Genomic DNA, 14,518 nt, shown 5'->3' with positions numbered 1-14,518 from the left:
GGCCCGGCGGCCAGGTGCAGCAGCCACACGCTGGACACGGCGTCGAACTCGCCGTCCCGGAAGGGCAGCCGGCGGCTGTCGGCGAGGACCACGGCACCGGTCAGCCGGGCGGCGGCCTGCCGGGCCATCGCCGGGGCGAGATCCACGCCGGTCACCCGCACACCGTCGCGCCCGGCCGCGACCCGGCGGGTCACGATGCCGGTGCCGCAGGCGACGTCGAGCAGGCTGCGCGCGTCCGGCGGCACGAGGCTCAGCACCGCCGCCGCGGCGGCGGCCGCCCTGGGCTCACCGCCGCGCGAGGCGTCGTACCGCTCCGCTTCCTTGTCGTAGTCCAGCACGCAGTCAGTGTGCCCCGTGCCCCGGGGCCAGGTCCTCCACCCTGCGGGCGAGCTCGACGTCCTTCTCGGTGACGGCGCCGCCCGCACTGTGCGTGTGCACGGACAGGGACACCGTGTTGTAACCGAGCGTGAGGTCGGAGTGGTGGTCGAGCTCCTCCTGGACCTGGGCGATGTGCACGACCATCGCCGTCGCGGCGAAGTGCGAGCCGAGCCGGTAGGAGCGAGTGAGGCGGTCACCGTCGAGCGACCAGCCCGGCAGTTCGGCCAGCCGGTCCTCGACCTCCTTCTGCGACAGCGGTTCGACGGGCATGGGCAGCGCTCCTTCCCTGACGCCGGAGTCTCTTCTCCCTTCTCAGCCTGCCACAGCGCGACGTCAAGGGCCCTGGTCGCAGGCGGTGCGCCTGTCCGGCGCGACCGGTTCTCGGCTACGGTCCCGGCATGACCACTCATCCGTCCACCGCCGGCCAGGGCGTGGGCCCGCTGCTGCGGGCCTGGCGGGAGCAGCGCCGGGTCAGCCAGCTGGAGCTGGCCCTGCGCGCGGACTCGTCGGCCCGGCACATCAGCTTCATCGAGACGGGCCGCTCCCGGCCCAGCGAGGAGATGGTGCTGCGGCTGGCCGAGCACCTGGACGTCCCCGTGCGGGAGCGCAACGCGCTGCTGCTCGCGGCCGGTTACGCCCCGCGCTATCCCGAGACGCCGCTGGAGGACCCGGCGCTGGGCGCGCTGCGCGAGGGCATCGAACGGCTGATCGGGGGCTACGAGCCGTATCCGGCGCTGGTGGTGGACGCGCTGTACGACGTCGTGGCGGCCAACCGGGGGATCATGACGCTGGTCGACGGCGTCTGCGAGTCGCTGCTCGAACCGCCGCTGAACGCGATGCGGCTCGCCCTGCACCCGAAGGGCCTGGCGCCGCGCATCCGCAACCTGCGCGCCTGGCGCGGACACCTGCTGGAGCAGATGGAGCGGCAGATCGCGCTGCACCGCTCGCAGCCGCTGCGGGAGCTGTACGAGGAGGTGGCGGCCTATCCGGTGCCCGACGCGGATCCGGCTCAGGAGTCCGCGGAACCGGTGCCGCACTTCGCGCTGCCGCTGCGGATCGAGCACGAGGGGCGGACGCTGTCGTTCATCTCCTCGATCTCCACGTTCAACACACCGATGGACGTGACCGTCGCCGAGCTGGCCATCGAGACGCTCCTCCCGGCCGACCCGGCGACGGTCAAGTACCTTCACTCGCTCATGCCCTGACGGGCCTTCAGCGCGGTGTGCTGGAGCGCGCCGAACCCGGCCACGACCAGGGCCTGGAGCACCGTCCACACGGCACCCGCCGTGCTCGGCGTGAGCCACAGCCCCAGGGCCACGAGGCTCACCGCCGCCCAGGCGAGGTTGGCCTCCACGACGGCCCGCACGCCGAGCGCCGGCGGCTGCCGGCGGGAGGCCAGCAGGCCCACGCCCGCCGCGTAGGCGGTGAGGAACGCGCCCAGTGCGAGCAGCAGGGCGGCGTCCACGCCGAGGAAACGGCCGAGCGGGCCGGAGAAGGCGAGATAGGCGAGCGCGTTGGTGCCGGTCACCACCGCGTCCAGGGCGAGGAAGCGGCGCAGCACAGACTGCGGCGCACTGGTCCGGGCGAGGGTGGTGAGCGGGGTCGCGGACATGGTGCATCACTCTCCGTCGGGTCGTGGTGCGGCAGCGGGTGCCGGGTCCCGGGCCGGAGTGCGCCGGCCCGGGACCCGGTGCGTTCACGATCCCGTGCCGTGTGCGGCCGGTCGATTACCCCCGGGGTCATGTCCGGCGACGAGGCCGTTTTCCGCGATCTCCTCGTCCGCGCCCCTGTGAGACTGCCGTCGGAACGTGACAGACTGATCACAGGCTTGGGCGCGTTGGGGAGGCGTGGCGTGAGTGAACGGCGGGCCGCACCCACCGTGGGCCAGGTGGTGCTGGGCAAGCGGCTCCAGGAGCTGCGCGAGGCGGCGGGCCTCAGTCGTGACGAGGCCGCCCGGGTGCTGCGCGTCGCCCCCGCGACGGTCCGGCGGATGGAGACCGCCGACGTCGCGCTCAAGATCCCCTACGTGCAGATCCTGCTGACGGCGTACGGCGTGCCCGAGGACGAGGTGACCGCGTTCGTCGAGCTCGCCGAGGAGGCGAACCGGCCGGGCTGGTGGCAGCGGTTCCACGACGTGCTGCCGGAGTGGTTCAGCCTGTACGTGAGTCTGGAGGGCGCCGCCCGGATCATCCGGTCCTACGAGCCGCACTTCGTGCCGGGGCTGTTGCAGACCGAGGAGTACGCGCGTGCGGTTCTGCAGGCCGGCACCATCGGGAACTCCGGGCCTCAGGCCGTGGAGCGGCATGTGTCGCTGCGCATGGAGCGGCAGCGGCTGCTGGACCGCCCGAACCCGCCGCACCTGTGGGTGATCATGGACGAGACGGTGCTGCGGCGGCCGGTGAGCGTCGACGGCCAGGTGATGCGGGACCAGCTGGACAAACTGCTGGAGTACTCCGAGCGGGACCGCGTCACGCTCCAGATCGCCGAGTTCAAGGACGGCCCGCACCCGGGAACGTACGCGCCGTTCTCCCTGTTCCGCTTCGCCGAGCCCGAACTGCCCGACATGGTCTTCACCGAGTACCTGACCGGCGCGCTGTATCTCGACTCCCGCAAGGAGGTCTCCGCGCACCTGGAGGTCCTCGACCACATGACCGCGGGCGCGGCCTCCACCCAGCGCACCGAGCGGCTGCTGCGGGAGTACCGCGAGAGCTTCTGAGTCACGCTCCGGCGGTGTCCAGCGCCGGGCCTGCCACAGTGACCCGTACGGACCCCGCCGACGGGTGTGCCCCCATGGCGGCCCCTACCGTCGGGATCGCGGGGCGCACGGGAAGGAGGTCCGATGCCTGGATTCGAGGTGCTGTACCAGGCGGCCGCGCTGTGCTTGATGTTCCCCGACGACGCCTTCCGCGCCCGGCTGCCGCTGCTGCGCGAAGCGGCCCCGCAACTGCGGGAGTTCGCCGACCACGCGGCGCTCAGCCCACCGCGTGAGCTGGCGGCGCACTACGTCGAGGTCTTCGAGGCGGAGCCGGACCACAGCCTGTATCTCAGCGCCTGGCGCGAGGCGGCGCCGACGCCCTCCGAGGAGCTGTACCGCGCGCACGGGCTGGAGACGACCGGCGAGGAACCGCCGGACTTCCTCCCCGCGGTCCTGGAGTGCGCGGCCCGCACCGGCGACACCCTGCTCCTGACGGACCACCGCGACGGTCTGGACCGGCTCCGCTCCAGGCTCACCCGCTTCGGTACGCCGTACGCGACCGTCCTGGACGCGGTGTGCGTGACCCTGCCGCCCGACGCGCCGGGACGTCAGGCCCCGTCGTCGTAGGCGTGCCGGGCCCGCTCGACCTCGCCCAGGTGGGTGTCCGCCCACTCGGCGAGGTGCGCGAAGAGCGGCGCGAGGCTGCGGCCGAGCGCGCTGATCTCGTACTCGACCCTCGGGGGGACCTCCGGGTGGTACGTCCGCACGACCAGGCCGTCCCGCTCCAGTTGCCGCAGCCGCTGGGTCAGCACCTTCGGCGTGATCGTGCCGATGCGCCGTTCCAGTTCGACGAAGCGCTGCCGGCCGTGCGTGTGGAGCGTCCACAGGATCGGTGTGGTCCACCGGCTGAAGACGATGTCCACGACCGGGGCGATGGGGCAGGCCAGTTCCGCTTCGGTCGCGGCCGGTTCCGTCCGGCTCCTCGTGTCGCCCGCCATGCGCTTCCCCCCAGGGCAGTCACTTTCCTCTAGGTACCCACTATATCGACGGTGTTAGCGTCCTGAGCCACGGCAACAGCACCGAAAAACAGAGGAGTTGCTCATGATCGTGGTGACGGGGGCGACGGGGAACGTGGGCCGGTCGCTCGTACGGATCCTGGTGGCGGACGGCGAGCGGGTGTCCGCGACGTCCCGGGGAATCTCGGCCGCGGATGTGCCGGAGGGTGTGGCGCACCGGAGGGCGGACCTCACCGACGCGGAGACCCTCCGTCCCGTTCTCGACGGCGCCGACGCGCTGTTCCTGCAGAACGGCGGAGCCGACGCGCACCTGCTGGATGCCGGGCACATCCTCGACGTCGCCAAGGCCGGCGGGGTCCGACGCGTGGTGCTGCTGTCCTCCCAGGGAGTCGCGACACGGCCGGAGTCGGCCTCGCACGGCGGCGTCGGAAGCGTGCTGGAGGACGCCGTCAGACAGTCGGGGCTGGACTGGGTGATTCTGCGTCCCGGCGGCTTCGCCTCCAACGCGTTCGCCTGGGCCGAGTCCGTGCGGACCCGGCGTGCGGTCGCCGCGCCGTTCGGTGACGTCGGACTGCCGGTCGTCGACCCGGAGGACATCGCCCAGGTCGCCGCCGCGACGCTGCGCGAACCGGGCCACTCCGGTCGGACCTACGAGCTGACCGGCCCTGCCCTGAGCACGCCCCGGCAACGTGCCCAGGACCTCGGCGAGGCGCTCGGCGAACCGGTGCGCTTCGTCGAACAGCGGCCCGACGAGGCCCGGGACGGGATGCTGCGGTTCATGCCCGGGCCCGTGGTCGAGACGACCCTGGCCATCCTCGGGGAGCCCACGCCGGCGGAGCAGCGCGTCAGCCCCGACGCCGAACGCATCCTCGGCCGCGCGCCCCGCCCGTTCGCCGAGTGGGCCCGGCGTCACGTCGCCGCGTTCCGCTGACGGGGAACCGCGGCGACGCGTCCGGTACCGTCCGCGCAGGGTCTAGGCGGCGCCGCCCTTGTCGTCCCGCCGGTCCTTCTCCTCGTCCACGATCTCCGCGTCGACGACGCCCTCCTCGTCCCGTGGGGCGTCGGAGGGCTCCTCGGAGGGTGTCTGCTGGGCCTGGGCGTACATCGCCTGGCCCATCTTCTGGCTGACCGAGGCGAGCTTCTCCACGCCGGCGCGCAGGGCGGCGGTGTCCGCCTGCTGCTCCAGCTGTCCCTTCACCTCGGTGATGGCCGACTCGACCTCGGTCTTCGTGTCGGACGGGATCTTGTCGCCGTTGTCGCGGAGGAACTTCTCGGTCTGGTAGACGAGTTGCTCGGCCTGGTTGCGGGTCTCGGCGGCCTCGCGGCGTTTGCGGTCCTCCTCCGCGTACTGCTCGGCCTCGCGCATCATCCGGTCGATGTCGTCCTTGGGCAGGGCCGAGCCGCCGGTGACGGTCATCTTCTGCTCGCGGCCGGTCGCCAGGTCCTTCGCGGAGACGTGCATGATGCCGTTGGCGTCGATGTCGAAGGCCACCTCGATCTGCGGCACGCCGCGCGGCGCCGGCGGCAGGCCCGTCAGGTCGAAGACGCCGAGCTTCTTGTTGTACGCGGCGATCTCCCGTTCGCCCTGGTAGACCTGGATGCCGACCGAGGGCTGGTTGTCGGCGGCGGTGGTGAAGATCTCCGAACGCCGGGTGGGGATCGTCGTGTTGCGTTCGATGAGCTTCGTCATGATGCCGCCCTTGGTCTCGATGCCCAGGGACAGCGGCGTGACGTCGAGCAGCAGCACGTCCTTGACGTCGCCGCGGATGACGCCCGCCTGGAGCGCGGCGCCCACGGCCACGACCTCGTCGGGGTTGACGCCCTTGTGCGGTTCCTTGCCGGTGAGTTCCTTGACCAGGTCGGTCACCGCGGGCATCCGGGTCGAGCCGCCGACCAGGATCACGTGGTCGATCGCCGAGAGCTTCACCCCCGCGTCCTGGACCGCCTGGTGGAAGGGCGCCTTGCAGCGGTCGAGCAGGTCGGCGGTGAGCTCCTGGAACTGGGCCCGGGTCAGCTTCTCGTCGAGGTGCAGCGGCCCCTCCGCCGAGGCCGTGATGTACGGCAGGTTGATCGTCGTCTCGGTGGAGCTGGACAGCTCGATCTTGGCCTTCTCGGCGCCCTCGCGCAGCCGCTGCACAGCCATTTTGTCGCCCGCCAGGTCGACGCCGTACTGGCCCTTGAAGCGCTTGACCAAGTGCTCGACGACCCGCTGGTCCCAGTCGTCGCCGCCGAGGTGGGTGTCGCCGTTGGTGGCCTTCACCTCGATGACGCCCTCGCCCATCTCCAGCAGCGACACGTCGAAGGTGCCGCCGCCGAGGTCGAAGACGAGCACCGTCTGGTCGTTCTCCTTGTCCAGGCCGTAGGCGAGGGCGGCGGCCGTCGGCTCGTTGATGATCCGCAGCACCTTCAGGCCCGCGATCTCCCCGGCCTCCTTCGTGGCCTGCCGCTGGCTGTCGTCGAAGTACGCCGGGACGGTGACCACCGCGTCGGTGACGTCCTCGCCGAGATACGACTCCGCGTCCCGCTTCAGCTTCTGCAGCACCCGCGCGGACAGCTCCTGCGCCCGGTAGCGGGTGCCGTCGATGTCGCCGTGGTCGGGGAAGCGCCAGTGCGCGTCACCCATGTGGCGCTTGACCGAGCGGGCGGTGCGGTCCACGTTCGTCACGGCCTGCCGCTTGGCCACCTCCCCGACCAGCACCTCGCCGTTCTTGGCGAACGCCACGACCGAGGGCGTGGTCCTGGCCCCCTCCGCGTTGGCGATGACGGTGGGCTCGCCGCCTTCCAGCACGGCGACCACCGAGTTCGTGGTTCCGAGGTCGATCCCGACCGCACGTCCCATCGCTGTCCCCTTCCGCCAGGGCGCTCTCACTTCCAGCACAAAACCTGAGTGCGCCGTTGTCAATGGCGCGAGGGGGTGACCGGCCCGCGGAGCGCCACGGCCCGCCGGGGCCGGTCGGTGACGAGCACGTCCACGCGCGGGTGGGCGAGGAAGGCCCGCATCAGGGTGTCGTCGTTGACCGTCCACACCATGGTGAACAGGCCGTGCCGGGTCGCCTCGCGCAGCACGGTGGTCCTGGCCAGCCGCTGGTGCACGGCGACGCCGTGGGCCCCGCAGGCCCGGATACGGCGGACCGGGAACAGCTCGCGCAGCCGGGTCCCGGGCAGCCGGGCCAGGGCCAGCTCCCGGCGGTCGCGCCCCAGGGAGAGCGCGGTCCGCACCCCGGGGAAGTCCTGTGCGACGGCGGCCACGGAGCAGTCCTCCAGCGACGTCACGACGAGCCCGTCCGCGCCGAGCAGGGCCACCGCCCGGTCGATCACCTCCCGCTCGTAGCCGACCTCCTTCAGGTCCAGGTGCGCCACGAGCTTCCCGGCGATCAGCGCCATGACCTCGTCCACCACCGGCACGTCGTAGCCGGCCCGCTCGCTCAGCTCGGCGTGCGTGAGCGCGGCCAGCGGCGGCCCGGCCGGCCCGACCCGGGGGTCGTGGTAGACGACCAGGACGCCGTCCTTCGTACGGCGGATGTCGAACTCGGCGTACTCCGCGCCGGACTCCAGCGCGTCCTCGTACGCCTGCCAGGTGGCGGGTCCGGCGCGCTCGGAGCCGCCCCGGTGGGCGGAGACGGCGGGGCGTGGCGTCATGGTCGTCGGCTCCCGGAGGGCGAGCGCGGAGGCGGGACGGGGACCGTGTCGTCATCGGGCGCCGGCAGCAGCGAGCCGGAGCGGGTGCTGATCCGTCTGAGCAGGACGTAGCCGATCAGGACCAGGACCACGAAGGGGAGCCAGGCCAGCGCGTAGGCCGGAGCGTAGGCGCGCAGGTCGAGGATGGAGCGGTGCTCGTCGACGTTCGTGCCGTTCACGCCGAAGAAGGCCAGCAGCAGGGTGGGCGGCAGCGCGATCAGCGTGGCGGCGGCGACCAGGCCGGAGACGGTACGGTCCCGGCGGTCGTCGCGCTCGGCGAGTTCGGCGTCCAGGGCGGCGGAGCGAGCGCTGATCACCGAGGTCAGGCGCTCGACCATGCGGGCCGAGTTCTCCAGGCTGTCGCGGATGCCGAGCGCGTCACGCAGCGAGGACTGGAACGCCTCCATGACCATCTCGGGGATCAGCAGGCTGTCGACGTAGGCCTCGACGCCGAAGGCGAGGTCCAGCTGGAGTTCGTTGACGCCCGCGGACAGGCGGGAGATCAGGGAGCGGATCTCGGTGGGCGAGTCGGCCAGGGCCTGCTCGTTGGCCTTCATCGTCGCGAAGGCGGCGAGCCGGGTGCGCTGGAGCGCGGCCAGGGCGGAGATCATGCCGATGGCGACGAGCATCAGGCCGTTCTCGACGTGCGGGGCCCAGCCTGCCTGGACGGAGACGCCCCGGCCGAGCGCGGACAGGGTGACGCCGTGGTTCCTGAGGTGCGGCGCGAGGCTCGCGTCGTAGGGCGTGGCGGGGTTCCAGGGCATCCGGCCGCGGTAGACGATCTCGTTCAGCAGGATCGCCTTGCGGGCCTCGTCGGCGCTGAGCAGCTCGCGCTGTAACCGGCCGCCGGGGAAGACCAGTTGGTGCACGTTCTGGCCGAGGGCGAGCGGCCGGCCGAGCTGGTCGGTCAGCGCCGTCAGGAGCGGACGGTCGTCGAGTTCGATCCGCTCCCGGTCGAAGCAGGTGGTGGCCAGCCAGGCGGCGAGGTCGCCGGCCGTGGTCTCGCCCGCGAAGACGCAGTCCACGACGAGGGTGGCGTCGCCGCGCGGGGTGGTGACGACGAGGATCCGCAGGGACCCGAGGCCCAGGCCGTGATCGCCGTGCGGCAGCCGCAGCCGGCGGGGCGCGATCTGTTCGTCCAGCACCGGGACGGGCAGGACGTCCTGGCCGGACATCAGGTGGGAGGTGAAACGGCCGAAGTCGTAGCGGTCGACGAGGCCGCCGAGGACGGTGTCCCGGGGGCGGAGCCGGCCGGAGAGGCTGAACAGCAGCAGGACGCGGGTCCGGTCACGGGTGGCGGAGTCGAGCGCCGTCGCGCTGGTGGACGTTCCCGGCAGCATCGCGTTCCTTCCGGAGCGTCGGCGGCAGAGCGTCTGGTTCATACCCCGGGCGTGGACGGCGAACCGACGACGTCGCGCGGGCCCGGCCCTGGTGGGCGGGCCCGCGCGAGGTGGGTGGGGCGGGTCAGGCGAGCTTGGCGGTCAGGGTGATGGGCGTGGCCTTGAGGGCCTGGCTGACCGGGCAGCCGACCTTGGCCTCCTCGGCGGCGGCGAGGAAGGCCGCCTCGTCCATGCCGGGGACGGTGCCCTCGACGGTGAGGTGGATGCCGGTGATGCCCTCGCCGGGCTGGAAGGTGACGTCGGCGGAGGTGACCAGCTTGGTCGGCGGGGTGCCGGCCTTGTCGAGGATGTTGGAGAAGGCCATCGAGAAGCAGCTGGAGTGGGCGGCGGCGATCAGCTCCTCCGGGCTGGTCTTCCCGCCCGGCTCCTCGGTGCGGGCCGCCCAGCTGACCGGCTGCTCGGCGAGGATGCCGGAGGAGTCGAAGGTGACGACGCCGTTGCCCTTGAACAGGTTGCCTTCCCACACGGTGTGTGCGGAGCGCGTGGCTGCCATGACGCATCCTTTCGATGAGTATCCGGAACCGCGACCGGGTTCCTGGCCACCATCCGATCACACTCCCGCTCCGCGCACGCGGAAGACCGGCCCTCGGACGCCGAACGGCAGCCGCGCTGTCAGGCGGCGCGCTCCTCGCTGGTCTCCAGCGGCACCTGCGGGCCGTCCGACTCGCGCATCCAGCGGCGCAGGACGCGGTGGACGTGTTCGGCGCCGACGAGTTCCTCCCCCTCGCCGACCGGCGCGGAGAAGCCGAGCGGCGACAGCAGGAAGGGTTTGCCCTGTTCGCCGCCGAGGCCGCCGTGCGAGCCGATCTGCTCCTCGAAGGCGAGGACTTCGCCGTCGGCCGGGTCGTGGAAGGAGTTGACCATGATGTCGGCGGTGTGCGGGAAGGAGTGCGTACGGCGTACCGCGTCGGCGGCGCCCGGGCCGAACGCGGCGAGCGGGCCCGGGTTGTCGTCGAGGTCGGCCAGCGGTATCTCGGCGCCGTACGCGCCGAGGACGACCCCGCCGTGCTCGTCGCTGCGGACCAGCAGGAAGCCGATGCCGGGGTGGCTGGCGAGGGTCGGCAACAGCGCGGGGTGGCGGGCGTCGATCTCCTCCTTGCTCATGCGGTGCGTGACGTCCGGGAAGGACACCAGGCCGAGGTTGCCGGAGGCCAGCACGATCGGCTCCGAGCGGCGCGTGGGGCGGTGCCGCTCGCCGCCCTCCTCGACCGGTATGCGCAGGGCCGCGCGCACGGCGGCGCGGGCCTCCGCCCCGCTGCGGGTGCGCTCCGCCCGGCGCGGCACGGGCAGTCCGCTGCCCGCCCGCACCAGGTCGCCGAGGGTGAGGCCGTAGCGGGAGCGGAACGTCTCGCCGGGGCTCTGGCCGTGGTCGGACAGCACGACGATCCGGTACGGGCGCGGGGCGTGCTCGGTGACGTTCTCGATGAGGGCGAGGGAGCGGTCCAGGCGTTCCAGGACCTTCCGCGCGTCGCGGCTCGCCGGTCCGGAGTGATGGGCGACCTCGTCGTAGGCCACGAGGTCGGCGTAGACGGCGGTGCGGCCGGCGAGCATGTCGCCCGTCACGGCGGCCACGACGACGTCCCGCTCGACGACGGTCGCGAAGGCCCTCACGAGCGGATAGAGGCCGCCGCGGGAGACACGCGGGCGCTGCTTGCCGAGGCGGGCCCGGGTGGACTGGCCGATCTCCCGGCCCACCTCGGCGACGAAGGACAGGGCCGTGCGCACGGCGTTGGCCGGATCGGAGAAGTAGGCGAAGTAACCCGCGCGGGAGCGGTTCTCCCGGCTGCGGCGGGCGGCGACGGACAGCACGAGGGCCTGCTGCTCGGCGCCGCCGCTGAACAGGTTGCCGCGGCTGGCGCCGTCGACGGTGAGCAGGCCGCCGTGCCCCGCGTGTCCCACGGCGCGGCGCTGGAGTTCGGCGGCGCTGGTCGGGCGGTTGCAGACGACGACCTCGCGGGTGTCCTTCTCGTACCAGCGGAACGCGGGGACGTCGTGGTTGCTGCCGTGCAGGATGCCGAGCTGGCTGGCGCCGGTCTGGCTGGACCAGTCCGTGCGCCAGGGGGTGAGCCGGTGGGTGGGGCGGGAGCCGTCGCCGATGCCGAGCCAGCGGGCGACCGTGGGCATCAGGCCCTTGGCGACCGCGTCCAGCAGGACGTCGTGGCCGACGCCGTCGAGTTGCACGAAGACCGTGCCGGGGGTGGACGGGCAGGGCGGTCCGGACCGGCGGCGGCGGTCGGACAGGCGGTACAGCCGGCGGCGGTAGGCGTCGTCGTCGCGCACGGCCAGGGCGGCACCGGTGGCGGACGCCACGGCGGACATCACGGCGGCGACCACGACGGCGGTCTCCGGGGCGACGGTGCCGCGCTCCCCGGGGTCGAGGCGCAGGGCGAGCAGCAGCAGCGCGCCGTTGAGGAAGAACACCAGCAGCCCGAGCACGAGCGCCGGTACGAGGAGCAGGAGCCGGACCAGCAGGGGCCAGACCACGGCCGACAGCACACCGAAGGCGCCGGCGCCGAAGGCCGCCGTGACGGCTATGTCGGTGGCGCTGTCGCCGTCGGCCGAGCGGAGCCGGAAGTCGGGCAGGAGCCCGGCGAGCACGAGCATGGTGAGGGTGGAGACCGCCCATACCGCGACGCTCCGCCCCACCTGACTGGCGACCCGCCGCCACCGCACGCCCCGCACGCCCCGCCACCTCACGTCCCGGCCCGTCGCGACCACGGGCTCTCACCCACACTGCCACAACGCTCCAGGAACGCCTGGTGCCCCCCGAACCGTCGCGTCAGCGTCCGTCGTAGCCGGCGGTCGGCATCGACAGCCGGCGGTGCACGCACGCCTTCATCGCCGCGTCGTACGCCGGTTCCGCGCGCCCCACCGTCTCGACGCGTACCCCGCGTCGCGCGCACTCCGCGGTGAACTCCTCGACGGAGGCGAGCGCGCTCTCCAGCACTCTCCGGCTGGGTGCCACGAACAGGTCCAGGCCGGGGCGGACGCCGTCCCACAGCGCGCAGTGGTCGGGACGCAGCCCCCGGACCAGTAACTCCCGGCTGATCACATAGCCCCGCTCGGCGGCCCAGCGGGCGCACATCGCGTGCTGGCTGCGGGAGTCGACGAGGAACGGATCGTCGTCGAGCTCCTCCAGCGGCGTCAGACTCGCGATCGCCGTGACCCGGACCGGCACCATGGCGTCCCCCCTCACCTCCGGTTTCGCCGCCGACCCTACTCCTGCACGTAGGCTTCGGGGAGTCGCGCGAAGGGGGCAAAGAAGTGCCGGTGGAGATCACCTGGTGGGGTCACGCCACTTGCACGGTCGAGGACTCGAACGTACGCGTGCTCACCGATCCGTTGTTCGCGCGCCGGCTCGCACACCTGCGCCGCCGGCGCGGGGATCTGCCGCCTCCCGGCGCCCGCCGGGCGGATGTCGCGCTGGTCTCGCATCTGCACGCCGATCATCTGCATGTGCCGTCGCTGATGCGGCTCGTTCCGGGCACGCGCCTGCTCGTGCCCCGGGGCGCGCGCCGTGCGGTGCCGGGTCTGCGCCGGCTCACGCACCTGCGGGTCAGCGAGGTGGCGCCCGGGGACGAGATCCCGGTCGGCGACATCGTCGTACGGGCCGTGCCCGCGCGCCACGACGGACGCCGGCTGCCGCTCGGACCGCACCGCTCCCCCGCGCTCGGCTACGTCATAGCCGGCGAGGCCCGGACGTACTTCGCCGGGGACACAGGGCTGTTCGACGAGATGGCCGAGGAGGTCGGGCCGGTCGAGGTGGCGCTGCTGCCGGTGGGCGGCTGGGGGCCGTACCTGGGCGAGGGCCATCTGGACGCGGGCCGGGCGGCTCAGGCGCTGGCCCGGCTGGCGCCGCGCAGTGCGGTGCCGGTGCACTACGGCACGTACTGGCCGATCGGGATGGACGCCGTGCGCCCCCACGAGTTCCATGCGCCGGGCGACGAGTTCGTACGGCTCGCGGCGCGGCACGCGCCCGGCGTGGCGGTGCACCGGCTCGGGCACGGGGAGGGCGTGCGCCTGGAGGTCGCGCGGTGATCTGGACCGCGCCGGTGGCGCAGGCCGCCGTGCCCCTGCTCGCGGTGTCGGCCGTCACCCCGGCGTCCGTCGTGCCGGAGTCGACGCAGCAGGCGGTCGGTTATCCGACGCTTTTTCTGCTGGTGCTGGTCGGGGCGCTGGTGCCGGTGATCCCGACGGGCGCGCTGGTGAGTTCGGCGGCGGTGGTCGCCTTCCACCAGACGGCGCCGTTCTCGCTGGCGATGGTGTTCGTGACGGCGTCGCTGGCGGCGTTCCTCGGCGATGCGGCGCTGTACTGGCTGGGTCGGCGCGGGATGAAGTCGAAGAACGGCTCGCGCTGGCTGGAGGCGATCCGGGCGCGGGCGCCGGAGGACCGGCTGGAGCAGGCGCAGACGAAACTCGCCGAGCACGGGGTGGCGGTGCTGGTGCTGTCGCGGCTGGTGCCTGCCGGGCGGATTCCGGTGATGCTGGCGTGTCTGCTGGCGAAGTGGCCGCTGCGGAGGTTTTCCCGGGGGAATCTGCCGGCCTGTCTGGCCTGGGCCGTGACGTATCAGCTGATCGGGATTCTCGGGGGGTCGTTGTTCGATGAGCCGTGGGAGGGGGTTGTGGCGGCGATCGGGCTGACGTTGGTGATCAGTGTGGTGCCGAGTGCGGTGCGGCGGGTTCGGTAGCGCCGTTGGGGGTGCTGTCGTTTTCGGGGCGCGGGTTGTGGGGGTTGATCGCGCAGTTCCCCGCGCCCCTACATACCTATAGGACTCTTGAAGCGCCGACCGGCATGTCCCACAGGTTCTCCCGGGGCAGGCCTGTCTTTTCCCAGGCGGCGCGTACCCGCGTGAGGGGTTCCAGGACCGGTTCCGCCGACAGGACGAAGGTGGCCCAGTGCATGGGGGCCATCCTGGTCGCTCCCAGGTCCTGGGCCGCGCGGACCGCCTCCTCCGGGTCGCAGTGGACGTCGCTGAGCCACCAGCGGGGGTCGTAGGCGCCGATGGGGAGGAGGGCGAGGTCGATGCCGGGGTAGCGGCGGCCGATGCGGGAGAACCAGTGGCCGTAGCCCGTGTCGCCCGCGAAGTAGACGCGCTGCCCCTCCTGGTCGGTCAGGACCCAGCCGCCCCACAGGCTGCGGCAGGTGTCGGTGAGGGTGCGCTTGGACCAGTGGTGGGACGGGACGAAGTCGAAGCGGACGCCGTCCAGTTCGGCCGCCTCCCACCAGTCGAGCTCCGTGACACGGGTGAAGCGGCGACGGTGGAACCAGCGGGCCAGGCCGGCCGGGACGAACACGGGGGTGTCGCGCGGGAGGCGGCGCAGCGTGGGGGCGTCCAGGTGGTCGTAGTGGT

The 14,518-nt window shown here is 72.7% G+C and carries 17 protein-coding genes; 6 read left to right on the top strand and 11 right to left on the bottom strand.

The window, feature by feature from the left end; all coding sequences use genetic code 11:
- Window positions 1-338, bottom strand: a 338-nt coding sequence (locus CCL05_RS29200) for a class I SAM-dependent methyltransferase (protein WP_143589962.1), incomplete at its 3' end; no start/stop codon positions are given.
- Window positions 339-342: 4 nt separating this feature from the next.
- Complete coding sequence (locus CCL05_RS29195) at window positions 343-648, bottom strand: 4a-hydroxytetrahydrobiopterin dehydratase (protein WP_086563618.1); 306 nt, start codon at window positions 646-648, stop codon at window positions 343-345.
- A 128-nt stretch (window positions 649-776) separates the two neighbouring features.
- Here CCL05_RS29195 and CCL05_RS29190 point away from each other — a divergent pair, with 128 nt between their 5' ends.
- A complete protein-coding gene (locus CCL05_RS29190; RefSeq protein WP_086563617.1) occupies window positions 777-1,583 on the top strand; it encodes a helix-turn-helix domain-containing protein in 807 nt (268 codons plus the stop codon).
- Here CCL05_RS29190 and CCL05_RS29185 read toward each other — a convergent pair.
- Window positions 1,565-1,990, bottom strand: coding sequence for a hypothetical protein (locus CCL05_RS29185; RefSeq protein ID WP_086563616.1), 426 nt, complete (start codon window positions 1,988-1,990; stop codon window positions 1,565-1,567). The two genes, CCL05_RS29190 and CCL05_RS29185, sit on opposite strands and share 19 nt — an antisense overlap.
- Window positions 1,991-2,230: 240 nt before the next feature.
- Here CCL05_RS29185 and CCL05_RS29180 point away from each other — a divergent pair, with 240 nt between their 5' ends.
- Window positions 2,231-3,094 (top strand): helix-turn-helix domain-containing protein, encoded by an 864-nt coding sequence (locus tag CCL05_RS29180; protein WP_086563615.1) that lies wholly within the window; start codon window positions 2,231-2,233, stop codon window positions 3,092-3,094.
- A 123-nt stretch (window positions 3,095-3,217) separates the two neighbouring features.
- Entirely contained in the window at window positions 3,218-3,700 is a 483-nt protein-coding gene (locus tag CCL05_RS29175; protein ID WP_086563614.1) for a nitrate reductase molybdenum cofactor assembly chaperone, read from the top strand.
- Here the strand turns inward: CCL05_RS29175 and CCL05_RS29170 are convergent.
- A complete protein-coding gene (locus tag CCL05_RS29170) occupies window positions 3,682-4,071 on the bottom strand; it encodes a winged helix-turn-helix transcriptional regulator (protein WP_086563612.1) in 390 nt (129 codons plus the stop codon). The genes CCL05_RS29175 and CCL05_RS29170 overlap by 19 nt on opposite strands.
- Before the next feature lie 103 nt (window positions 4,072-4,174).
- On the opposite strand from CCL05_RS29170, the gene CCL05_RS29165 reads away from it, so the two are divergent.
- Window positions 4,175-5,020 carry an NAD(P)H-binding protein gene (locus CCL05_RS29165; RefSeq protein ID WP_086563611.1) on the top strand — a complete coding sequence of 282 codons (846 nt, stop codon included), beginning with the start codon at window positions 4,175-4,177 and terminating at the stop codon, window positions 5,018-5,020.
- Between the two features lie 42 nt (window positions 5,021-5,062).
- Here CCL05_RS29165 and dnaK read toward each other — a convergent pair whose 3' ends face one another.
- From dnaK to CCL05_RS29135, 6 genes are all read right to left on the bottom strand, one after another.
- On the bottom strand, window positions 5,063-6,928 hold the full coding sequence (gene dnaK / locus CCL05_RS29160; RefSeq protein WP_086563609.1) for a molecular chaperone DnaK: 1,866 nt from the start codon (window positions 6,926-6,928) through the stop codon (window positions 5,063-5,065).
- 59 nt (window positions 6,929-6,987) lie between these two features.
- Window positions 6,988-7,728, bottom strand: a complete 741-nt coding sequence (locus CCL05_RS29155; RefSeq protein ID WP_086563607.1) for a glycerophosphodiester phosphodiesterase family protein — start codon at window positions 7,726-7,728, stop codon at window positions 6,988-6,990.
- Entirely contained in the window at window positions 7,725-9,107 is a 1,383-nt protein-coding gene (locus CCL05_RS29150; RefSeq protein WP_086563606.1) for a hypothetical protein, read from the bottom strand. Before CCL05_RS29150 ends, CCL05_RS29155 begins: the two co-directional genes overlap by 4 nt.
- 124 nt (window positions 9,108-9,231) lie before the next feature.
- Complete coding sequence (locus CCL05_RS29145) at window positions 9,232-9,660, bottom strand: OsmC family peroxiredoxin (RefSeq protein ID WP_037668927.1); 429 nt, start codon at window positions 9,658-9,660, stop codon at window positions 9,232-9,234.
- A gap of 119 nt (window positions 9,661-9,779) precedes the next feature.
- Window positions 9,780-11,849 (bottom strand): phage holin family protein, encoded by a 2,070-nt coding sequence (locus tag CCL05_RS29140; RefSeq protein WP_086563622.1) that lies wholly within the window; start codon window positions 11,847-11,849, stop codon window positions 9,780-9,782.
- A gap of 97 nt (window positions 11,850-11,946) precedes the next feature.
- Window positions 11,947-12,348, bottom strand: a complete 402-nt coding sequence (locus tag CCL05_RS29135) for a hypothetical protein (protein ID WP_086563604.1) — start codon at window positions 12,346-12,348, stop codon at window positions 11,947-11,949.
- 83 nt (window positions 12,349-12,431) lie between these two features.
- Between CCL05_RS29135 and CCL05_RS29130 the strand changes: the two genes are divergently transcribed.
- Together CCL05_RS29130 and CCL05_RS29125 are read left to right on the top strand one after the other, a co-directional pair.
- Window positions 12,432-13,205 carry an MBL fold metallo-hydrolase gene (locus tag CCL05_RS29130; protein ID WP_086563603.1) on the top strand — a complete coding sequence of 258 codons (774 nt, stop codon included), beginning with the start codon at window positions 12,432-12,434 and terminating at the stop codon, window positions 13,203-13,205.
- Between the two features lie 29 nt (window positions 13,206-13,234).
- Window positions 13,235-13,855: a DedA family protein gene (locus CCL05_RS29125; RefSeq protein ID WP_086563620.1), complete on the top strand. Its 621-nt coding sequence runs from the start codon at window positions 13,235-13,237 to the stop codon at window positions 13,853-13,855.
- A 76-nt stretch (window positions 13,856-13,931) separates the two neighbouring features.
- Here CCL05_RS29125 and CCL05_RS29120 read toward each other — a convergent pair.
- Window positions 13,932-14,518 (bottom strand): MBL fold metallo-hydrolase (locus CCL05_RS29120; protein WP_208641643.1); only part of this gene is annotated, 587 nt, incomplete at its 5' end.

The organism is Streptomyces africanus, assembly GCF_002150735.1.
Lineage (GTDB): Bacteria > Actinomycetota > Actinomycetes > Streptomycetales > Streptomycetaceae > Streptomyces > Streptomyces africanus.
Note: the sequence above shows the minus strand (reverse complement) of the source record. Positions and strands in the feature narration are given on the sequence as shown.